Raw genomic sequence first — 22,256 nt, 5'->3', positions numbered from 1 at the left:
CAAAATGATTTTTCATGCAAAATCATTTTGCAGTATTGATTTCAATCTCTGGTAATTAATTATTTTGTTAGTTTGACATTATATTTTTTCAGCCTATATTGCAGGCTTTGGCGCTTAATCCCTAAAACTTTGGCTGTTTTACTGACATTATAATTGAAATCTTTTAGCACCTGGGTTACGACTTTTTGTTCATATTCAGCCATCAATTCTTCCAGTGTTCTGTGCTGCAAAATGGGATTGCACGCAGCCGGCGTACTCATAGCCGTTTTTTGCGATTGTTGAGCTTTAAAATATTTCGGCAAACAATGAAGATCAATGCACTGGCCCTCCATAATATTAAAGGCATATTCCAATACATGCAAAAGTTCGCGCACGTTGCCGGGCCAAGCATACTCCTTAAATTTATCTATAACACTATCTGCTACCGATGTAACCTTTTTCGAGTAGCGGTAAGATAGGTTTTTAATAAAATAATTAGTCAGCAATTCAATATCATCAGGGCGTTGCCGTAAAGGAGGAATGTTCACTGTCACAGTATTGATCCGATAGTACAGATCCCTGCGCAACTGGTTATTTTCAATACAGGATAGAGGTTCTTCATTCGTAGACGACAAAATCCGGACATTGCATTCAATGTCTTTTAAGCCGCCAACCCTTCGGAATCTCTTCTCCTGAAGCACCCGCAGCAATTTTGATTGTACATGCAAAGCCATCGAATTAATTTCATCCAGAAATAAAGTACCTCCCTCAGCCTGTTCAAATAATCCCATGCGATCAGAGCTGCCGGTAAAAGTCCCCTTCTCCGTGCCGAATAAGATTCCCTCAATAAGACTTTCTGGAATGGCGGCACAGTTAATTGCGACAAATTCTTTATATTTCCGCTTACTTGCCGAATGAATACTCTGAGCAAACAATTCCTTGCCTGTTCCGGTTTCGCCATAAATTAACACAGCGCAATCTTGCAAGGCAATATTACGCGCTAAATTAACGGCTTCAACAAAATTAGCATTATCACCAATCAGATCAGTAAAGGTATAATACTTAAATGTATAATAATTTTTCCGTTTAGCACGATTCCCTCCGGGTTCACGTTCTGACAAATATTTTTCAAAAACGTTGGCTCTCGTCCAATAGGTTTCCAGTGTGGAATTATCCTGCACCAGCCCAAGAGCGCCGATCAGCTGGTCATCAATAAACAAGGGATAACCTGAATTCATCGTGGTAATTACTTTACCGTACTTATTTTTAAAGTTGTCACAGCGGTTAACTACCGGTGCCTTGTTCTTAATCGCTGTAAGAACCGTACTGTAGTCGGGATCCAGTCCGTAGATATCAAGCAAGTGTTTGCCAATAATCTTAGTCCTATCCATTTTTTCAATGCTTTCAGTGCCTTTATTGCAAAACAACAGGTAACCATTCCTGTCATAAATCTGGATGCCTTCGGCAATGTTATCCATAGCTTTTTCATAGATAGCACTGTGATCAGAACAAGCCGTGATAAATAAGATTGTCCCATTCCCCATCAAATTTTTGCTTTGGACAAACTTCAGTACTTTTCCCTGCCACCCGGCATACCCACTGGCTAACGTTAAGTCAATATCCAGAAAATCAGTAATGTGTTTGCCTGTATATTCACTCCATATTCCAGGAATTCCGTCGTTACTGTTCTCGCAATACTGTACAAAATTTTTGTCATCCAAAAAACAAATTATATTGCTAAAAGCCACTGTTTTTTCCTCCCCGACGACCATCCTTTTGCTCAAGCAGAAGCCCTCTGCAGTACGAATAAAATATCTAGTAGTCCATTGCTCACGCTAGCCAAAGTATCCTAACTTCCTCATTTTTTCGTCAACACTGGCTCCATTTCCTGCATTACATAGGAATGCAGAGAACGTGGTGTTAAGACACTAGGAGAACTGAACTTGAACCTGTCGATGTATCCGGCTCCAATTTCATGGCGCTAAACAGGGATAGTGTTTTAAACACTATCCCTGTTTAGCGTTTTATGTTATGTTCGTTTAACGAAAACGGCGACGCCAATACCGGCAACGCTCCTTAATCCTGCAATAATGACAAAGACATCCCCCATATCCAGAAAAAACATAGCGCTCGGGATAATTGAAACGCTCATTAAAGCCAAAACCATCATAACAGCCGCAGTAGCCTCCGGCCTCTAAAAATCTGTTATATGCACTCATGATATCATCTCCTCCTATATTGCTTTTGTATATTATGAAATATCTTTATGTTTTGCTCACACAATTTAGTAAAAATGTGCTGTACCTGCACGTCGCCGCCTATTCCAACGTTATGACAGGTTCGACAGCTGCTACATAGTATATAACAGCATACATGTTATAGGAGGATTACTCATGATAGATTGCATACAGCCACTGCCGCTGCGTTTCGCGGCTATCGAGTGATGGTTCCCGTAGATGGAGTATCCGCCACCAGCCCTTATGCCGAACAATACACAGCCTGGCATATGCTCAACAGCCCCGGAACTAAGGACCGGGCGACGCTGACTAAAGTAAGTCTGATAAGAATTGAGTAATGGCTTGCTCCGCCGATAAGTGCGGCGTACGCCGGATGCGCTCCCATTTCACGGCAAAAAAACAGGGATAGTGATCCAAACACGATCCCTGAAGTTCACTGACTATTACCTAAAACACCCGTGCTGTCAATAACTCCATCCCTTGGCATCTGTCAACAAATGTCGGATTAATTGACTATGCGAGCTCAATAACTATATAATCTTATCAAATGGAAAGGAGGGATGGCATGAACAACAAAGTTATCAAAGTACCTCATGAATTAGAAGTAAATCCTTATGGTCAAGATATCCTCAAATTAGGTGGCTTCTCAGTTGTTGAAACTTGCAGCTTTATTAATAGGAACAATACCGGTTCAATGTTTTTGGAAGACCATCTTTTACTGTTTGTTCTCCATGGCTCATGCACTCTCCGTTACGGAGATACAGAATACGCAATCGGCAAAAACGAAATGGCCTTGCTGCAAAAATCCATAGTCGTAGAATATCAGCTATCCAGTGATCTTACTAATGCTCGCCCGGACTATATGATGTTTTTCTTTAAAAACGAATTGTTATCCGATTTTATAAGAATGGCCGATATGAGCATTACAAGACCGGCCATTTCAGTTCCCATCTCTGTAGCAACGGTTGGAGATTGCCTGCTTCGATATATAGAATCACTTCGCCCTTCTTTCACTTCACCCGAAAAAGTGAATGACAACTGGGTTAAGTTAAAACTTTTGGAACTGTTATTTGATATTGCCAATGAAGATCAACAAATGATGCGGCAACTATTGCAGTTAAACCAGCCAGTTCGCTCCAATATAGTAACAACCATGGAAGCGAACCTGTTCAATCCTGTCTCACTGAGTGATCTGGCCTATCTATCGGGAAGAAGCTTAGCAAGCTTCAAGCGCGATTTTTACGCCATATATAATACCCCTCCTGCACGGTGGCTTCGAGAAAAGCGGTTACACAAAGCCAAAGAAATGCTGGCCAATTCATCAATGTCTGTGACATCGGTTTGCTTTGCTACTGGCTTTGAAAGCGTAGCGCATTTTTCAAGGAGTTTCAAAGAATATTTCGGAACTCCGCCATCATTGTATAAATAAACCCCATCTACTATGTAAAACTATCTATATGAATCCTATCAGCCTGAACCCGGATTTTTTTCGGTCAGGCTGCTTTTTATTTTTGAGCTAAATTATCAAATAACATGAGCTGTCTGGATAAGCAGATAATGGCTAAATATTGTATTCTTACAGTAATCCAACTTCTTAACCGCGAAGAGACTAAAGGCAACAAAAATCCGGGTTAAGAAAAAATGAACTTACATGAACAAGGAGGATTTAAAATGAAAGTAGTCGCCATCAACGGCAGTCCGCGAAAAAACTGGAATACCGCAACCTTACTAAATAAGACACTGGACGGAGCAGCCTCACAAGGCGCTGAAACCGAGCTTATTCATCTTTATGATCTTAATTATAAAGGATGTATTAGTTGTTTTTCCTGTAAACTCAAAGATGGAAAAAGCTATGGAAAATGTGCGTTTAAGGATGGCCTTACTCCGGTTCTGGAAAAAATCGAAAACTCGGATGCACTTATCCTGGGATCGCCGATCTATTTTCATAATATTACTGCGGCAATGCGAGCGCTCATTGAACGAATGGGCTTCCAGTATCTACAATATGATGCGGGCTACTCTTCCTGCTTCCAGAGAAAGATCCCGGTTGGCTTCATTTATACAATGAACGTAACCGAGGCTGCTATGAAAGAGATGGGATACGACCAAACTCTTAAATCGGCAGAAATGGCAATAGGAAGGGCTCTAGGGAGCTCAGAGTCATTATTTGTTACAGATACCTATCAGTTCAGTGATTATTCCAAGTATGTCGTGACGATGTTCAATGGTGACGATAAGGCCAAAAGACGACAGGAGGAATTCCCAAATGACTGTAAAAGAGCTTTTGAAATGGGCGTGAGGTTTGCAACTCCTGGGGCTGTTGATTTTAAAACGAATGCTTATAAATAAGCGGGGATAAAAAGAAAGAAGCACCTCTTATACCGTATAGCAAGACTATACATAAGAGGTGCATTTTCCTTATCGCTTTAGAGTTAATGTTACTTTGAATAAGTCGCCATCAACGGCCACATCGCTGCTTCCATTCTGCAACGCCATGAAGCTTTTAACAATAGCCAATCCCAGCCCAGATCCTTCTCCAGTACGTGATTCCTCACCACGTTTAAATCTCTCAAATATTTCTTCGGATTTAAAATTCATAATATAATTAGCTATGTTTTTTACGGTGATATTCACGTTGTCATTGACCACTTCAGCATCAACAAATACCCGGGTGCCTGGCATGCTGTATTTGATCGCATTGTTGTACAGATTAGACAGCACTCGCCACATCTTAGCGCCATCCGCTAATACCATAATCTTATCCTGGGGAAGAGTAAGAATTACAGCAAGACGCGCGTTCTTAAAATCTTCCTCATACTCGGCCAAGGATTGTGCTATTAGGTCATTTAGGCACAGTTCTTCCAGATTTATCAATATTGCCCCACTTTGAGCCTTGGAAACTTCAAAGAGATCATCCACCAACTGCTTTAAGCGTACCGATTTTCTTTTCAATATTTCTCCATATTCCTTTACCTGCTCGGGATTGATGTTCTCCTGTGATAACAAATCCGAATAGGTAATAATGGACGTAAGCGGAGTTTTTAAATCATGCGAAACATTAGTGATAAGCTCTACCTTCATATGTTCCGCTTTCATTTCCCTGTCTACCGCCGCCTTCACTCCATCGGCAATATTATTTATATCTTCCGCCATGGTATCAAGGGTAGAAAAACCACGAGCAGAAATTTTGTGATTAAAATCACCGTTCTTTATCTTTTTAATTCCCTCTGCCAAAGCCATAAAGGCGGCTACCCGTTTTTGAAGTATGCTGACAATACTAATAATTAGCAGTGCAAATAAAGCAAGGGCGGCAAGTAAACCAATAATACCATGCAGACCGGCCGCTAAGATAAGAAATACCAAGCCAATCATGCCAAGTAACACTGTGTAGAGTAGTAAGAAGCAGATTGCTTTTTTGGTAAACGCTTGGCGATTTGTCGGCAAATCCAGTGTTATGTCTATCATCTTATTGATTGTGGTTTTTATCGATTTATAAACCTGGTACACTAACGTATGCGTAATGACTCCGCCGCTCTTTACCCGTTTGGCGAACATCATCGCATAGACTGCTATACTAAGATAGGCGATAACCAGCAGCAATAAAGAGAAAAGATTAACTACCTGGAGATTCCTCATTTTTACTTCCATAATGGTGGCTATAAAACAAGAAGACATGGCAATCATTCCCGCTATCAGTAAACCAATGTCTAAATACACTTTGTCAAAAAAGTTAAATTGCAATTCTTCACTGTTTGGAGTTCTTCCTGCGGAATACATAAGCCAGGCAAGAGAAAGGAATATTCCGCCCAAGCCGCTAAGCAGCATATAGATCCCAGTCAGCCCATTTTGGTGCCGTACGTCATATTGTTCCGTTTGCTTAGTAAACGCCGCTTCAGAAAAGCCAATATATAAGATACCTTCGTTAAAATCACTGCTTTTAGTGAAATAGGGCAGCGTGTTGTAAAATTCTGCTTCTGTCCCGGCTGCAGTACCGTTAGGCACCACTGTATAATAAAGGCCTTCATAAATTTCAATATCACGCTTTGCCTTATTGTATTCCACTACTTGTTCGGCAATCAGTTCATCTTTGGCACTGGCTATTTTCTTATCATAATCCTGTTTCGATTCGGCAATTCTTTCATCACGTTCTGCTGTTAGCCGCTGAAATTCATTAGGATTATCCTGGTCATAAAACGCAATCAAATCTTTATATTCTTCATTGATATGAACAATCGAATCATTTTTTTCGCTTTTAATAGTATCTATTTTTCTCTTTAGTTCATTGTCAGAAATTGCAACCCCTATTTTAACGTATTCCTCGCTTTTCAATTGAGTCAGTCTTGCAACATTTGTGCTAATATCCGTTATTTCGTCTTTAAGAATTTGGCTATTTTTATAATCACTGTGCAATCCATAGGAAAAATCCGGATATCTTATTGCCCCATAAAAACTCAGCATAACTCCGCTAATACCGATTACGATGGCCAGCAGGGTAAACCAATTGGAAAACCTAATATTTTTCAATCTTGTAGCCAATTCCCCACACCACCTTTAAATATTTTGGTTCTTTAGGATTAATCTCAATTTTTTCGCGAATTCGCCGGATATGAACGGCAACCGTGTTTTGACCGTTAATATTAAGTTCATCCCACACGCGCTCGTAAATTTCATCAATCGAAAAGATCCTGCCTACATTTTGCATCAACAGCCGCAGAATTTTAAACTCTATAGGCGTTAGCTTGATTTCTTCCCCATCCACCGTAACCAACTTTAATTCCGTATCCAAAGACAGAGAGCCTGTTGTAATCGTAGTACTGTTCGGTACCGCCGCGCCAAAAGCTGTATATCTTCTCAGTTGGGATTTTACTCGGGCAATGAGTTCAAGCGGATTAAACGGCTTGGTCACATAATCATCCGCCCCCATGGTAAGCCCCAATATTTTATCCGTATCTTCGCTTTTGGCTGACAACAGAATAATGGGGATATTTCTTTCCTCTCTTATCTTTAGCATGGCTTGAATGCCATCTAGTTTTGGCATCATGATATCCATGATAATCAGGTGAAACTCTGCGTTTTCAAGGGCGTCTAACGCTTCCTCCCCATCATAGGCAAGAGTGACCGCCAAATCCGCCTGCTTCAAATATATCGCAACAGCACTGGCAATTTCCCGGTCATCATCTACGACAAGAACATTATGTTTCTGTTCCATTCCATCTTCCCCCTATATTAAGCACAATGGCATCCCGTGTTCCGCTCACAAGCTAATTGTAGCAAATAAATCTTACAAAGAAGTACCGCTAATTCTTACGAAATTCTTAAGATTTTTGGGACAGGCAGGCCCTATTTCTTTTGTTGCTTGGCCGCTTATTTACTCTAGGCGATCTGTTCCTAAATTATTCTTGTTTTAGCCTTGCTGCCAGCGCCTTCCTGCTAAGCCCCATAAAAAGAACAAACCAGCCTGGACCTCACCTAATCGCAGCCCATAGGCTGAGACAAAAAAGAAGCACCACTTATGGCGTATAGTAAAAACTATATTCCATAAGTGGTGCATTTCCATAAACAAAGCGAGTTTTTCCTAGCCACGCTTCTGCCGGACAAAGGGGATATTGCGCGTATGACAATGGATTCCTCCGCCGTACAAGTTCAGTGCCAATGGGTTAATCTGGAGAATGCGGCGGGTAGGAAATGCGGTTTGCAAAACCAGTAATGCCTGTTCATCTTTTTCCCTGACTCGTTCCGGCATTCCTTCCTCATAATACTTCTGCGCCACTATTACGTTATTCGCAATCAGAAAATTGCAGTAGCTGAGCGCCGGCAACACATTAATCGTATTGTCAGGGAAAGGAGTTCCATCTAACAGTACTCCACCCATCTCTTCCTTAACTTCCTCCCCCCAAAGATCATAAGCGTCATCTTCCGGATAGAGGTCCACATAGATGGGCTCAGGCACAGGCATTTTCAAGATACGAAAAGGCTGTCCATCCTGATTACGCGCGTTCTTTACCACCTCATAGGCTTGGTCCAATCGTTCTTTGTTCAGAGCGTGCAACTTGCTTTCATGGGCTTCTTCCTCGGAAACGTGGGCAATTACTATCGTATCCGTATCGGCAAAACGGCAGATCTCATCAATATGTCCGTTGGCAGAAGCAGAACGGAAGGACCCTAATCTGCCGTCGGCTGAGGGGATTGGCCCGGAATAAGCATATTCATCGTCATAGGAACCTTTCGGGAGCCAAATAATCTGCCGAAGATTCAATACCCGTTTCAGCTCCTGTTCCACTTCCGGCACGGCCTTACCAGGATTACGTTTGGCTACCTCCGTTTCCTGTACGGCCATCATTACGCCACAGCCGTTGAATTCCCGGTCGCCGCCCTCGCTGATCAGTTCCGAATGCCGTGTATTTTCTACTCCGATGCATTTGGCATGAAATTCACCAAAGCTCCGTAGCAGGAGGGAAAGCTCATCCTCCTCCGGATAGTACCCATACATGTCAAAACGGAAGTCAACCCGTGCCCGACTGCCAAGATCACCAACCAACACTTCAGCGCCAAAATCGCGCGGATAGACAAGCGGAGAGGGAAATAGTACAAAGCGGATTCCCACAGTATCCACCCCTAGTCTCGCCAATTCCTGTTTGGCACGTATTTGCACAGCCTCATCATAGCAGCAAATGATGACTTCGACTTCTCCCAGCAGAGCTTGTACCACTTGTACGCTAACGATATCCATATTTAACTTGCTGGTTGCCTGGGCACGCGGTGGCCAAATAATCAGTACAGATTCTTGTTTTTCAAATTCTCCTACCGTTCTAAAATTCTCCATTTATTTATCTCCTTGTTTTTTCAGCCAAGCCATCCCTTACTGGCCCTGGCTGCCTTTCCTTAATCAGCATAGGAACATGATTGCTCATGTTAGAATGGGGTCTGCATTGTATAGCCCATAGTATGAGAAAATTAGCTGCCGCCAACGCATAGGTGGTAGCCATTTTTTATTTTGGCCTGAGTTCAGTCCGAAGTTCTGCTGACAAAAGTCTCAAAAACACTTAAGGGACCGTGCTGGAACTTTTACGTTTCAACACGGCCCTTTATCTTTGGGACTACGATTTTTATAGTGTCTATTACGAACATGCCACAACGGCAGCCATTTTATTTTCAGGATTTGATGAATTTATCTTCTTCTAATTCCCGGAAGGCAAGCTGCAATTCTTCCCGGGTATTCATAACAATTGGACCACCCCAGGCAATGGGTTCCCGCAGCGGTTCCCCGGCCATCAGGAAAAACCGTATTCCCTCATCGGAGGCTCTTACCAGGAATGTACCTGTTTCATCAAATAATACGGCATGCTTGGCCGGGATTAACCTATCGCTGCCAAAAGTTCCTGCTCCCTTAAAAATATAAATAAACAAAGTTGTATTTTCTGCAATATCCAGTGACCACTCAGCCCCGGCACGCACTTCTACATCCAGCAGCAGAGGCTTACAATAGTCGCCTTGCACGGCTCCGGTTTTTCCGTCATATACTCCGGACAGGATGTGTACCCGCCGGTCTCCTTCATCAACCACCGGGATGTCCTCATTACGTATTCCGTGATATTTGGGGGAGACCATTTTATCTTTCGCCGGTAGATTGAGCCAGAGCTGGATTCCAAGCATCCGCTCACTGGCCTTTGGCATTTCCTGATGAAGAATTCCAGAGCCGGCCGTCATCCACTGGCATTCGCCAGTTAAAATCCTGCCCGTATTTCCCAGGCTGTCTCCGTGCTCAATTTCACCTTGAATGAGATAGGTAATCGTCTCAATGCCGCGGTGCGGATGCCAGGGGAAACCTTTGATATAGTCATCGGGGTCCATCGAATCAAAGGCATCCAGCATGAGAAAAGGATCAAACTCCTTTGTGTCGTCACGGCCAATTACTCTCACCAGTTTGACCCCGGCACCGTCCACAGTATGTGCTCCTGTCACAACTTTACGGATAGTTCTGAGTTTGTTCATCGCTAAACCTCCTTGTCCGTTAAAAGGCAGTGATCGTCTTTGCCGACAGCTCCGCCTGCTAGTATTGAAATTCATATTCTGATAGACGAAACATTTCAAGTATGGAAAATCTTGAATAAGTAATGACTTCTATAAGAACTATTTTTCTCCTCCAATTCGCGAATTGCCGCAGGAACTAGGAGAGAGTTCAGTATGAATTGCCAGCACAACGTTTCATGACCGGTATTTTGAACATAATGTACATAGCCAACAGGCACATAACCAACGTCACCAGCCCGATAATTAAATGTACGGGCTCTGCCACCGCTATCCGATCAGCCTAGGGCAACATCTAAAATCATCATAACAGTGAACCCTACCATACACCCTATCGTGGCCACATTGGTGGAACTCCCGCCGACTTTACTTTGTGCTTCGGGAATTAATTCTTCTACAACAACATAAATCATCGCACCGGCGGCAAAAGCCAGGGCATACGGCAAAATTGGCTGCATGGAAGTAACCGCATATGCACCAAATAAGGCCGCAATCGGCTCGACAATACCTGACGCCTGTCCGTAGAAGAAAGCTTTTGTCCGGCTGAAGCCCTCTCGTCGCAGGGGAATCGAGACGGCAGCCCCTTCCGGGAAATTCTGCAGGCCAATGCCCAGCGCCAGTGCGCTTGCACCGGCCAGGGAAGCAGAGGGTAAATCAAAGGCGGCGGCCCCAAAAGCAACACCGACGGCCAAACCTTCCGGTATATTATGAAGCGTAATTGCCAGCACTAAGAGGACGCTTCTCTGCCATCCTGTCTTTATCCCTTCGGCCTGATCCTGCTCAAGCCCCATGTGCAAATGCGGCAAAACCACATCCACACCCCATAAAAAAGCACCACCGGCTAAAAACCCGATTGCCGCAGTAAGCCAGGCCTGTTGTCCCAAATCCCCGGCCATTTCAATCGCAGGCGCCAGCAACGACCAAAAGCTTGCGGCAATCATAACGCCGGCCGCAAACCCAAGCATGCCATTTAGTACTGTTTTGTTAACTGATTTAAAAAAGAAAACCAACCCGGCTCCTAAAGCCGTTACACCCCACGTAAATAAGGTTGCGAACAGCGCTTGCACCACAGGTGAAAAAGAAGCTAACCATTCCATCAGTTCGTTAACACCCCGTAATAAATATATTTTCTGCCGCCATGCCCACTCATGCTAGAATAGAGTCCCATCCTGTCCTACTTCTTTCAGCAAAGAGGCCTGAAAATGAATGGACAGTCCAAAGGACTATAAAATAGTAGGGCAATATAGGCTCTTTATATAATATTACAGAAAAAAACTGTAAATCCTTCCATAACAGCACCGAGCCCAAAAGTACAAAACTTTGAGTAAAGTTGAAGGGTATTGCCAGTCAAGGTAGAATTTGGAATATACGCAATTAACTACATGTCACGATTATTAAAGGAGGAGTTTTACATGAAATTTCATGTAAAAAGGCAGTTAGTAACAAGCAGCATTCTGCTTCTGTGTTTTATGATTTCACTGTTTACGGCAGTTCCTGCCAAGGGTTTGGCAGCGCCGCCCGGGTTTAACCTTCATGCTACATATTATGGTTTTGAACTAGTAGAGGAACGGTCTGTACCGGAGATTCAGTCTGTTGCCCGGGTATTTAAACATACGAAGAGCGGCGCTCAGTTGTTGTATCTCCAGAACGACGACGACAACAAAACGTTTTCTATCACCTTTCGTACGCCGCCGTCCGACAGCACCGGTATTGCCCACATCATCGAACATTCGGTCCTGTGCGGCTCACGCAAATATCCTGCCAAAGATCCCTTTCTGCAAATGATGAAATCTTCACTGAACACCTTTTTAAATGCGTTTACTGCCCCGGATAAAACCACCTATCCGGTTGCCAGCCGCAACGATCAGGATTTTCGCAATCTGATGGATGTTTACCTGGACGCAGTATTTTATCCCAATATCTATGACAAACCGGAGATATTTCAGCAGGAAGGCTGGCATTACGAGCTCAATGATAAAAACGGTCCCTTAACCTACAAAGGCGTGGTATACAACGAGATGAGAGGCGTCTATTCTTCACCGGATGGGGTCCTGGAGCGCCAGATTTCCGGTTCTGTTCTTCCCGATACAATCTACAACCATGAATCCGGCGGTGACCCGGACCGGATTCCCGATTTAACCCGGGAGCAGTTTTTGGCCTTTCACCATAAATATTATCATCCTTCCAATGCATATATTTACCTGTACGGCAATCTGAATATCCAGGATACGCTGAAATTCCTGGATGAAAACTATTTAAGCGCCTTTGACAAGCAGGAAGTTGACTCATCCATTGCGCTTCAGCCGCCGTTTGACCACAAACGGGATGTAGTGAAGGAATATTCGGTTTTGCCCACCGATGACACCACTGATAAGACCTATCTGGCTATGAATTTCGTGCTTGAACCAATTACCAACTGGGAGACTTTCCTGGCTTTCAATGAAGTGGAAAAATTGCTTTTAGGCTCGCCTGACGCTCCGTTGAAAAAGGCACTTACCGACGCCGGGATCGGTAAAAACGTTTACGGCTATATTGACAACAATCTGCAGCCGGTATTCAGCATCATTGTAACCAATGCCAACCCGGAAGATAAGGAACGCTTCGAAAAAACCGTGCGGCAGACCTTGAAAGATATGATCGCCAAGGGAATTGACAAATCATTATTAACAGCGACATTCAACAGGTCTGAATTTCACAGGAAAGAATCCATTATCGGTTCTACCAACAAAGGTCTGCTTTACAACCAAGTAAGTCTTGCGCTATGGCCGTATGGCGGGGATCCGGTTTTACCTTTGGAAAACAAGCCGGACATCAGAAAAAAAGCCTTTGCCGGCCCCTATTTGGAAAAAATGATTCAGAAATATCTGCTTGACAACCCCCACTCGGCTACGCTGGTTCTCAAACCGAATCCCGGCCTGGAACAACAAAACGCCGAAGCTACAGCAGACAAACTTGCCAAATATAAAGCCAGCCTTTCGCCAACTGAAATCGAAAACCTTCTGGAACAAACCAAAAAGCTGAAAGAGTTGCAGGCGACGCCCGATTCACCCGAAACACTGGCGAAGCTGCCGGCTTTGTCGCTAACCGATATCGAACCCCGGACGGAAAAACTGCCCTTGGAAGAAAAAAACGAGGCCGGTGTTAAAATACTGTCCCATCCTCAGTTTACCGGCAAGATTGCTTATGTGGACCTGTACTTTGATTCTTCCGTTGTACCACAGCAGCAATTACCCTATCTGTTTTTGCTTGCGGAAGTACTAGGCAAGGTCAGCACCGACAAACACAATTATTTGCAGCTATCAACCGAACTGCAGGCCAAAACCGGCGGCATCCAGTTTTATGCAAACGCTTATGCGCAAAAAGGCAATAATGAAGTTTACTACCCTAAGTTCCGGGTAAATACCAAAGCACTGGTGGGCAACCTGCCTGATCTCATGGAACTAACAGGTGAAATAATTGCCACGAGCAACTTTAATGATCAACAACGCTTGAAAGAATTAATCGGCAAAATAAAAGCCGAGCGCCAGGCCGCCCTTTTGGATGACCAAGCAACGCTTGCCGCCAGCCGTGTGTTGGGATATATATCCCCGATTGCCAAGTACAATGAAATGAACGAGTATTCTTTCTACCGGTTCGTTGACGACCTGGAAAAAAACTTCCCGGACAAGTGGCCGGAAATCAGCCGAAATTTAGCCACTGTGGCCAAACAGGTATTTACTAAAGAGGGACTTCTTGTTAGCGTCGTAGCCGGCAAAGAAGACTATCCCCAATTTCAGCGGAGCTTTAATAAATTAGTGGACCGCATCGGCAATCAGTACCGCCTGCAAAATACGTATGCTTTCCAACTGGGACCGGACAATGAGGGCATGACTACCGCCGGCAAGGTGCAGTTTGTCGCCAAGGCTTACAACTTCCGGCAGCTGGGATATGAATACAGCGGTAAAATGAAAGTTTTGCAGACTATCCTTAATACTGACTATTTATGGAACCGGGTCAGAGTACTGGGCGGAGCGTACGGCTCCAGGGTAAGTATGGATCGTAACGGGGATATCCTGTTTTTATCCTGGCGTGACCCTAACTTAAAAGAAACACTGGATGTGTATCAGGAGGTTGCCGGGTATTTGCGTAACTTTAATCCTACCGACCGGGAAATGACCAATTATATTATCGCAACAATTGGCAAAATCGACGCCCCCCGTACCCCTTACAGCAAAGGTCAGATCGCGGCTAGGGGATATCTGACCGGCCTCTCCTATACCGATCTTCAAAAGGAACGGACCGAAGTTTTGTCCACCACGCCGGCAGATATCAGGCAATTTGCTGAGATGTTTGCGGCACTAAATAGCCAGAATTATTTATGTGTGGTGGGCAATGAGAAAAAATTGCGGGACAACAAAGACTTATTTGGAAAATTGGTTAACGTCACCAGTAGCCTCCCCGAGTAGGAGCGCCTTTGGCAACGTGCCACAAACCATGCTTTGCTACCGTTATTTAAGGTGAAATATAAAAGACCCGTGAAAATTCACGGGTCTTTTGTTTTCCGCCTCCAGGCGTCAAGAGAGCTTCAATTGTACCACCCGTGCCTGCTTCACCACGCCGGGAAACTTGTCCGCTACCTCACGAAATTGAAGTCTATCTCCCGAAATAAACCGCAAATCGTAATACCTTGGAAGGATTTCGCCAATAATATGGAGAATAATAATTATCTAATAAAAGATAATTATTATAAAAGGAAGTGTTACCATGAATATAACGATTGGACAAACTGCTCCTGATTTTTCACTGCCGGATGAAAATGGACAACTCCATAGCCTGCGTGATTATAAGGGAAAGTACGTTGTTTTATACTTTTATCCGCGAGACAACACCCCCGGCTGCAGCAAAGAAGCCCAGCAATTCGCCGAATTTCATGATACCATTGTGGCCGCCGGTGGAATCGTCCTGGGTGTCAGCCGTGACAGCCAAGCCTCGCATACCAAATTCAAAACTAAATTTTCTCTGCCTTTTACGCTGTTAAGTGACGCCGACAGCACAGTATGCAATCTATATGACGTAATTAAAGAAAAAAACATGTACGGCAAAAAAGTACTGGGTATTGAGCGTTCCACGTTTGTCATCGACCGTGACGGAATCATTCGCGATATATACCGCAAAGTAAAAGTAGAAGGACACGCGGGACAAGTTGCCGAATCACTGAAAAAACTATCATCTGATTAAACCCTAATTTCTCCGATCAGTTGCATATTTTACAATCTATGGGTATAATATAAGAAAAGAACTGACGTGTTGTAGCACGCCAGTTCTCCAGACTGCCTAACCGGAAAACGGTTAGCCCAAGTCTACGGGATTAAATAACCGCCGCGTTGAGCAGGGGCGGTTATTTTTTTATGACTAAGACTATGAGCGTGGCAAATGCGACTGCAAATGTCAAAGCCTCATATGTAGTCATAGGCACCACCCCCTTCCTGAAAAGGGTGTGGACTAACCGAATGGTTACCGATGCGCCAAAAACTGTAGAGCCTCTTTTTCCGGTACCGGTCGGCTGATAAGATATCCTTGAGCAAAGTCGCAGTGGCTTTTCGCCAAATATTCCAACTGTACTTCCGTCTCCACACCCTCAGCAACTACAGTCATTTCCATTAGGTGCGCCATATCCACAATAGTACTGATAATTGTCTTCTTTGAACCAGCGACTAGGATCATGTCGATAAAGGATTTGTCTATTTTTAAAGTCTGTACCGGTAATTGCTGAAGGTATGTCAGCGACGAATACCCCGCACCAAAATCGTCTAGCGCCAACCGTATGCCCATCGACTGCAGTTCTTCAAGCTTAGAAATGCTTTCTTTCAACGAAGCAATCATCACATTCTCGGTAATTTCGATTTCAAGCTGATTTGGCAAAATACCCGCATTATGCACGGCATCGCGTACACTGTCGATAAAGCAATCCGCACATAACTGTTTGGGCGATACGTTAACCGCAACCCCAATATTTCCCCACCCATTATCGGCTAATCGCCGTGCAAACCAGCAGGCCTCCTGGAGTACCCATGTTCCAATAGCCCTGATAAGCCCGTTTTGCTCGGCCAAAGGAATAAACCGTGCGGGCGAAACAATTCCATGTTCCGGGCTATTCCAGCGAAGTAACGCTTCGAATCCCACAATAACACCGTCAGCAATATTTACTTGCGGTTGATAAACCAGTTCAAACTCGTTGTTTTCAACAGCACGACGCAAGCTATTAGTCAGCAGCATTTTTTCATAAGCTGCCGCCTGCATGTCCGCATCGTAGAATTTCCAGCAGTTCTTACCGGAGTTTTTGGCAAAATACATTGCATTATCTGCATTTTTGAGAATATCCTCAGCCGTTTCACCATCATCCGGATACATAGTAATACCAATGCTGGCCGACAAATGAAAGCTTTCTCCGCACACCTCGATATCCTGGCAGAACGCGTTAATCATTTTGTCGGCAACAACGGCAACGTATTGTCTATCTCTTTTTCCAGGCAAAATTACCACAAATTCATCTCCGCCGATGCGCCCAACGAAAGCAGCTTTATTAACTTCTTTTTCGATGCGTTTCCCAGCTTCAACGATAATAGCGTCACCATAAGTATGTCCCAGTGTGTCATTCACTGTTTTAAGATCATCTAAATCGATGAATAGGACACCCCCTGCCGACTTACCACAACAAGCTTGCTCCAGCTCCCCCTCCAGCCATTCATTCAAATGCGCACGATTTGACAAGCCAGTTAGTACGTCCGTGTAGGCGATGCGACGAATCTTTTCTGTTTGCCGACACAAAGCAGCCTCGGCCTGCTTCTGTTCGGTGATATCCTGAATCGCCCCATACCACTTTATGATCTTGCCGTCGGCATCCTTGATGATATTCCCTTGCACGGCGACAGTACGCACCTCACCATCCCGCCGGATAATACGATGCTCAAATTGATAAGAATAGTTTCTTTTCTGGACTGAACGCAGCTTTTCCACCTCGGACTTATCAAAAATCCAAACGTCATCAGGATGCACAAAATTCCTGCGGTACACGTCCGAAGTCATAAAGAAGCCTTCCCTCGCGGCATCAGTACCAAGGATAGCATAAAACTCATTATCGAATTCAAAAAGTCCCACCTGTTGATGATACTTCCAAGGTCCTATATGAGCAAGTTCCGCCGCCAGCGAAAGCATTTCCCTGCTATTGTGCAGAGCCGCCTCCATAATCTCACGTTCGGTAATATCCTGATTGACTCCATACCACGTTTGTATCTTACCATCGTTATCTTTTATGACATCTACCCGGACAAAAACAGTGCGAACCTCGCCATCCCGCCTGATTATGCGGTGCTTCAACTCAGTTATATAGCGGCGTTCTGTAGTCATAAGCATCTTCTCCACTTCCGCCGCTACCATGTCTGCGTCATCAGGATGCACAAAATTCCTGGTGTATTCTTCCCGAGTCATAAAGGAACCTTCCCTCGCCACATCTGTGCCATAGATAATATAAAACTGGTCATCAAATTCGAAAAGATTCTTCTCATGATGATATTTCCATGGCCCTAAATGAGCAAGTTCCGCCGCCAGCGAGATAAGTTCCTTACTATTGCACAAAGCCGCCTCCACTTTGTGATCAATCATATCATTGAATACCGCTAATATAGATTCTTCGCCCAGCAATTTTTCATCATTACAAATAATATGGTTGGCTTTATTACAAGAACGGAGCTTCTTGATAAGCGTTCTAATTCGTGCTTCGTTTTGCCTAGACTGCTCCTCCATCCTGCTTTTTATGTAATACTTAACCACCAGCCAAACAATGATTAGACCCAGTACGCCTATAGCAGACGTCCCGGCATAGCCAAAATTAGATTCCACCTTTCCGTCTCCCCCGTTTGAACCATTGGTACTATACAAAAAAATCTTATGCAATAGTTACCCAGCCAATATTTTTTAATGCAACAATCTATCCCACATTTACCTTTTTTTAGCTTATTAGGGATATTTCGACATTAATATTGTAAATCCTTTGACTTTTTTGGCACAATTTGGTCGAATTATTAGCGGTTAAAATTAAACATCCTCTCAGTCGCAGGACAGCTTTTCCCGTCAAAAAATCAATATTGTTCAGCAGACATAACAAAAGAGCCTTAGTCCCATGAATTTTTCGGACTAAGGCTCTTTTGGCTTCGCTCAGATCATCAAATTAAAACCACCGGTTTAATTAAATCTTTCGGTTTATCTTTCATAAGCATAAGAGCTTTTTCAATATGTTCAAAGCCCTTAAACACATGGGTAGGTAATTTGCTTAAGTCCACGCGATTGTAAATCACAAGATTAATTAACATTTCCATTCTGAGACGTCCACCCGGGCAGAGTCCGCCTCTTATCTGCTTATGCGCCATGCCGCAGCCCCAGGCTAAACGGGGCAGCGCCAGCGAATCCCCTTCGCCGTGGTAATTAACATTGGAAACAATGCCGCCTGGCTTAACCATAGTTACGGCTTGACCCAGAGTTTCCGTGCCGCCGCCGGCCATGATCACCCGATCGACGCCTTTGCCCTGGGTTAACTCCATAATCTGCTTAACGATATCGCCATTTCTGTAGTTGACGATATCTGTAGCACCATAGAATTTGGCGGCATCAACACAAACCGGTCTGCTGCCGATACCAAAAATTCTCCCGGCACCATGTAATTTAGCACCCGCTATGGCCATTAAGCCAACTGCGCCAATGCCAATAACAGCTACACTGGAACCAAACTGAATATCCGCCATTTCCGCGCCATGAAAACCTGTAGTCATCATATCGGTAATCATTACGGCACTTTCTAAAGCGATATCGTCCGGCAGCAAGGCCAGATTCATATCGGCATCATTGACGTGAAAATACTCGCCAAATACGCCATCCTTAAAATTGGAAAATTTCCAGCCTGCCAGCATGCCGTTGGAATGCTGATGAAAACCAGCTTGAACCTCGAGCGAACGCCAATCAGGAGTTATCGCGGGAATCACGACTTTGTCGCCGGGTTTAAAGTCTTTAACTTCACAGCCAACTTCGACAATTTCACCTACAGCTTCATGTCCTAAAATCATATTATGCCGGTCGCCGATAGCCCCTTCAAAAACAGTATGGATATCAGAGGTACACGGAGATACAGCTAACGGGCGGACAATCGCATCATAAGGACCGGCTGACGGTTTCTCCTTATTAATCCATCCCACTTCGTTGATACTGAGCATTGCAAAACCTTTCATTATAAAACCCTCCTGTTAATAAAATATTTTGCCTGTTACATCACTGGTTCGGCAATTTTAAAAGCATATTTCATGCCTATAAATGGAGACTTTGTAGCTCGCTTTCCATACCCTCGGACCTGCCATATCGTACGTAAATTACCAACTACGAGGAGAGTATGGGGCAACTAATGGTGAAAAATTTCACTAATCGGCTATATTAATTGGCTTCTTTTCCAATGTAATAAGGTAATACCGTATTTAGTTGCTGCACTAGGTTACAGATTGTAGACAAAACCAATAGCGCTTCCCAAGCGGTCACTTTTATGCGCATGCGATGTTTTTATACCCTACACATGTGCTTTGCTTCGTCGTATGCTGGGAGTGCTCCAACACTTCCGGGTCACAGCGACTTTTAATCTCCACCTAATAGTAATTATAGCTCATTTCAAAGGAATTGCAAGTAAACTAAGCCACACAGGCAGGACTTTTCCTGACCGGTTGCATATCCCTCGCTGACTATTTCAATGTATCTCTCGATTACTTAGTCGGACGATCCAATAACCTAAAAGCCACTAAATAGACAAAATTACTATAATTAAGATAACCGTCTAAAGCATCATTGGCAGGGATGCTTTAGATGGTTATTTTTTGAGTAATCAATTGTTGAATATTGCTATATTCTTTGCTTGTTTTTCTGCCTATGAATTAAAGGATTACTTTTACATATGTCGAACTACTTTTATTGCCAATAACTGGGATTTGGAGGAACTATTACTAATGAGCAATAAAATTAATGCGAAGATTTCCCAAACTGCACAAATGACTTGCGGGGGGCGCGCTTTATCTTATTATACGAAAGACAAGTATTACAAGAGTGATGATTATTTAGCTCCCATCTTCATGTCTCCATTTTTTGTTTTTATAGTAAAGCGTTTTCCAAGCTTTGCAAGCAGATTTGCTGCAAAGGGAGGCGGTTACGAATATCTTGTTTCGCGGACAAAGTTGATTGATGAATTTATTAAGAATAATTCCAAAAGATTCCAGCAAGTATTAATATTGGGTGCTGGATTTGATTCTCGTGCAATTCGGTTTAATAGTAAATTGAGTCATGCTACTATATTTGAATTTGATGCTCCAATAACACAAAATATTAAAATAAATAAACTCAAGGGAAAAAATATTAAATTGCCTTCTAACTTGAAGTTTATTCCTATTAATTTTACAGAAGAATCCTTAGCGCAAAAATTAGACGAGGCTGGGTTGAAAAAAGAAATACCTTCTCTTTATATTCTAGAAGGTTTAACATACTATCTTACTCCAGAAACTATTAACACTATCTTCAATCAGATAAGTAAGTATTCCGGGAAAGATAGCATAATTGTGTTTGATTATATGTACTCTTCAGTAATCAGGCAAAAAAATGTTTCTAAGGTCGAGGAAAGAATCTATCAAAATGCTGAAAAAATAGGTGAAAAATTAATTTTTGGAATTGAAAATGGAAAAATAGAACAATTTTTATCACAATACAAATTTGAATTAATTGAAGAATTCGACTCCAATAAATTAGAGAAAAAATATTTTTGCAATGAAAAACAGGAAATAATTGCTTCAGTAATCGGCATACACAGTATTGTCATAGCGAGGAAAAGTGTTTGATATGTATATACATATGTGGCTCCGGTTATCCCAAGTATCGGAATAATTGGATATAGTGGTACTTGATATGTATAAAATGGTTATTGGCTTAAAACCGATATTTTCTAATTCCTTAAAAAGGATATCCCATTAATAACCCCAATAAGCTAATGTTCTTTTAATTATGTTTATTAAATCTGAATTCCGAAAGGGTGCTTCTTGATTTGATGAAAGTATTTGCAATGGATTAACTAAATCCCTAAATAGGGATAACTCGAACCAATTACCAGGAAGTTTTCGATTTGCGATTGTATTATAGACTTGCTCAAATAATCCAATATGCGTGTCCTTAAAAAACGAACGGTATCTTAAAAATTGACCTATATCAGCTAGAGAATGTCCCGTACATGCAGCTTCCCAATCAACAAAAAACACTTTTTTATGTTCATCAACAACCATATTTGCAGGTCGGAAATCAGAATGAATAAATGACTTAAAGCTATCAATTTCTGATATTAGTTTTTGTTTTTCTAAAACCAATCGGTTTATCCTTCCGTGTATTTCTTCGCCTATTCGCATTTTTACCGTTGGATTATCTAAAAAATACTGATACCACATTGCAAAGGGTGGCACATCAAATTCTGCAAGTCCTATGGTTTTTTCTTTTGGAGTATTGTGTATGATAGCGGCGGCTCTAGCTACTTGTTCCAGCAAAGAATGGTCACATTGATTGCTTTTTATAATAAGCTTTTGCAAAGAGACACCGTTAATATACTGGTATATAAAAATATTCGCTTTATGTTTCGTGGTGTGAAACAATAGGTTTGGAACATTTATTTTATCTTTTACTAATTCATAAGCAATATTTTCGTTATTAAGGTCATTAATATTAGCTGTCCTTAATAAGAATTTGCCTTTATTTGTAGCAACAACAAAGTTGCTATTTCGACATCCAATCTGTATCGCATTAAAATCTGTGATAGTTAATGTATTGTCATATTCAGTAAATATACTTTTCAATTCTTCAGTCTTTACATCAATAATTGGTGTTGAGCGTTCCCAGTCTAAATCCAGCACTCTATCAACTCCAGTCTGCATATTACATAAATTATCATTACTTCACAACATTATACAAATG

At 42.7% G+C, this 22,256-nt stretch carries 16 protein-coding genes and 1 pseudogene; 6 read left to right on the top strand and 11 right to left on the bottom strand.

Annotation, left to right across the window (positions count from 1 at the left end; all coding sequences use genetic code 11):
- Positions 1–59: 59 nt before the first annotated feature.
- Positions 60–1,727, bottom strand: a complete 1,668-nt coding sequence (locus SRRS_RS04020; protein ID WP_371366450.1) for a sigma-54 interaction domain-containing protein — start codon at positions 1,725–1,727, stop codon at positions 60–62.
- Between the two features lie 291 nt (positions 1,728–2,018).
- Positions 2,019–2,198 carry a hypothetical protein gene (locus SRRS_RS04015; protein WP_371366448.1) on the bottom strand — a complete coding sequence of 60 codons (180 nt, stop codon included), beginning with the start codon at positions 2,196–2,198 and terminating at the stop codon, positions 2,019–2,021.
- Positions 2,199–2,380: 182 nt separating this feature from the next.
- Between SRRS_RS04015 and SRRS_RS04010 the strand changes: the two genes are divergently transcribed.
- From SRRS_RS04010 to SRRS_RS04000, 3 genes are all read left to right on the top strand, one after another.
- Entirely contained in the window at positions 2,381–2,554 is a 174-nt protein-coding gene (locus tag SRRS_RS04010) for a hypothetical protein (protein ID WP_371366447.1), read from the top strand.
- A gap of 227 nt (positions 2,555–2,781) precedes the next feature.
- Positions 2,782–3,645, top strand: a complete 864-nt coding sequence (locus SRRS_RS04005) for an AraC family transcriptional regulator (RefSeq protein ID WP_371366445.1) — start codon at positions 2,782–2,784, stop codon at positions 3,643–3,645.
- A gap of 242 nt (positions 3,646–3,887) precedes the next feature.
- Positions 3,888–4,565 (top strand): flavodoxin family protein, encoded by a 678-nt coding sequence (locus tag SRRS_RS04000; protein WP_371366444.1) that lies wholly within the window; start codon positions 3,888–3,890, stop codon positions 4,563–4,565.
- Between the two features lie 69 nt (positions 4,566–4,634).
- Here SRRS_RS04000 and SRRS_RS03995 read toward each other — a convergent pair whose 3' ends face one another.
- The 6 genes and pseudogenes from SRRS_RS03995 to SRRS_RS03970 form a co-directional block, all read right to left on the bottom strand.
- Positions 4,635–6,752: a histidine kinase dimerization/phospho-acceptor domain-containing protein gene (locus SRRS_RS03995; RefSeq protein WP_371366442.1), complete on the bottom strand. Its 2,118-nt coding sequence runs from the start codon at positions 6,750–6,752 to the stop codon at positions 4,635–4,637.
- On the bottom strand, positions 6,727–7,425 hold the full coding sequence (locus SRRS_RS03990) for a response regulator transcription factor (protein WP_371366441.1): 699 nt from the start codon (positions 7,423–7,425) through the stop codon (positions 6,727–6,729). The genes SRRS_RS03995 and SRRS_RS03990 overlap by 26 nt, the downstream gene beginning before the upstream one ends.
- A 366-nt stretch (positions 7,426–7,791) precedes the next feature.
- Positions 7,792–9,039 carry an agmatine/peptidylarginine deiminase gene (locus SRRS_RS03985; protein WP_371366439.1) on the bottom strand — a complete coding sequence of 416 codons (1,248 nt, stop codon included), beginning with the start codon at positions 9,037–9,039 and terminating at the stop codon, positions 7,792–7,794.
- A gap of 329 nt (positions 9,040–9,368) precedes the next feature.
- A complete protein-coding gene (locus tag SRRS_RS03980) occupies positions 9,369–10,208 on the bottom strand; it encodes a pirin family protein (RefSeq protein ID WP_371366438.1) in 840 nt (279 codons plus the stop codon).
- Between the two features lie 95 nt (positions 10,209–10,303).
- A pseudogene (locus SRRS_RS03975) lies at positions 10,304–10,495 on the bottom strand (cupin domain-containing protein); the annotation flags it as partial.
- A 27-nt stretch (positions 10,496–10,522) separates the two neighbouring features.
- Positions 10,523–11,341, bottom strand: a complete 819-nt coding sequence (locus SRRS_RS03970; RefSeq protein ID WP_371366436.1) for a ZIP family metal transporter — start codon at positions 11,339–11,341, stop codon at positions 10,523–10,525.
- A gap of 315 nt (positions 11,342–11,656) precedes the next feature.
- Between SRRS_RS03970 and SRRS_RS03965 the strand changes: the two genes are divergently transcribed.
- Both SRRS_RS03965 and SRRS_RS03960 read left to right on the top strand, forming a co-directional pair.
- The gene (locus SRRS_RS03965; protein ID WP_371366434.1) at positions 11,657–14,689 is read left to right on the top strand and encodes an insulinase family protein; all 3,033 of its coding nucleotides are present in this window, start codon (positions 11,657–11,659) and stop codon (positions 14,687–14,689) included.
- A 298-nt stretch (positions 14,690–14,987) separates the two neighbouring features.
- Complete coding sequence (locus SRRS_RS03960) at positions 14,988–15,461, top strand: peroxiredoxin (protein ID WP_371366432.1); 474 nt, start codon at positions 14,988–14,990, stop codon at positions 15,459–15,461.
- A 276-nt stretch (positions 15,462–15,737) separates the two neighbouring features.
- On the opposite strand, the gene SRRS_RS03955 is transcribed toward SRRS_RS03960, so the two are convergent.
- Both SRRS_RS03955 and SRRS_RS03950 read right to left on the bottom strand, forming a co-directional pair.
- The gene (locus SRRS_RS03955) at positions 15,738–18,122 is read right to left on the bottom strand and encodes an EAL domain-containing protein (RefSeq protein WP_371366430.1); all 2,385 of its coding nucleotides are present in this window, start codon (positions 18,120–18,122) and stop codon (positions 15,738–15,740) included.
- 323 nt (positions 18,123–18,445) lie between these two features.
- Complete coding sequence (locus tag SRRS_RS03950) at positions 18,446–19,501, bottom strand: NAD(P)-dependent alcohol dehydrogenase (protein WP_371366429.1); 1,056 nt, start codon at positions 19,499–19,501, stop codon at positions 18,446–18,448.
- Positions 19,502–20,260: 759 nt separating this feature from the next.
- On the opposite strand from SRRS_RS03950, the gene SRRS_RS03945 reads away from it, so the two are divergent.
- Positions 20,261–21,139 carry a class I SAM-dependent methyltransferase gene (locus SRRS_RS03945; RefSeq protein ID WP_371366427.1) on the top strand — a complete coding sequence of 293 codons (879 nt, stop codon included), beginning with the start codon at positions 20,261–20,263 and terminating at the stop codon, positions 21,137–21,139.
- 129 nt (positions 21,140–21,268) lie between these two features.
- Here the strand turns inward: SRRS_RS03945 and SRRS_RS03940 are convergent, their stop codons facing one another.
- Positions 21,269–22,195, bottom strand: coding sequence for a phosphotransferase (locus SRRS_RS03940; RefSeq protein ID WP_371366425.1), 927 nt, complete (start codon positions 22,193–22,195; stop codon positions 21,269–21,271).
- Positions 22,196–22,256 lie beyond the last annotated feature (61 nt).

Source organism: Sporomusa rhizae, assembly GCF_041428845.1.
GTDB lineage: Bacteria > Bacillota > Negativicutes > Sporomusales > Sporomusaceae > Sporomusa > Sporomusa rhizae.
This window is presented reverse-complemented; position numbering and strand designations above follow the sequence as displayed.

Excerpts from the sequence above, each read along its gene's own strand:
- SRRS_RS04015 (WP_371366448.1), bottom strand. The coding sequence starts at position 2,198 with ATGAGTGCATATAACAGATTTTTAGAGGCCGGAGGCTACTGCGGCTGT.
- SRRS_RS04005 (WP_371366445.1), top strand. The coding sequence starts at position 2,782 with ATGAACAACAAAGTTATCAAAGTACCTCATGAATTAGAAGTAAATCCT.
- SRRS_RS04000 (WP_371366444.1), top strand. The coding sequence starts at position 3,888 with ATGAAAGTAGTCGCCATCAACGGCAGTCCGCGAAAAAACTGGAATACC.
- SRRS_RS03990 (WP_371366441.1), bottom strand. The coding sequence starts at position 7,425 with ATGGAACAGAAACATAATGTTCTTGTCGTAGATGATGACCGGGAAATT.
- SRRS_RS03985 (WP_371366439.1), bottom strand. The coding sequence starts at position 9,039 with ATGGAGAATTTTAGAACGGTAGGAGAATTTGAAAAACAAGAATCTGTA.
- SRRS_RS03980 (WP_371366438.1), bottom strand. The coding sequence starts at position 10,208 with ATGAACAAACTCAGAACTATCCGTAAAGTTGTGACAGGAGCACATACT.
- SRRS_RS03970 (WP_371366436.1), bottom strand. The coding sequence starts at position 11,341 with ATGGAATGGTTAGCTTCTTTTTCACCTGTGGTGCAAGCGCTGTTCGCA.
- SRRS_RS03965 (WP_371366434.1), top strand. The coding sequence starts at position 11,657 with ATGAAATTTCATGTAAAAAGGCAGTTAGTAACAAGCAGCATTCTGCTT.
- SRRS_RS03960 (WP_371366432.1), top strand. The coding sequence starts at position 14,988 with ATGAATATAACGATTGGACAAACTGCTCCTGATTTTTCACTGCCGGAT.
- SRRS_RS03950 (WP_371366429.1), bottom strand. The coding sequence starts at position 19,501 with ATGAAAGGTTTTGCAATGCTCAGTATCAACGAAGTGGGATGGATTAAT.
- SRRS_RS03945 (WP_371366427.1), top strand. The coding sequence starts at position 20,261 with ATGAGCAATAAAATTAATGCGAAGATTTCCCAAACTGCACAAATGACT.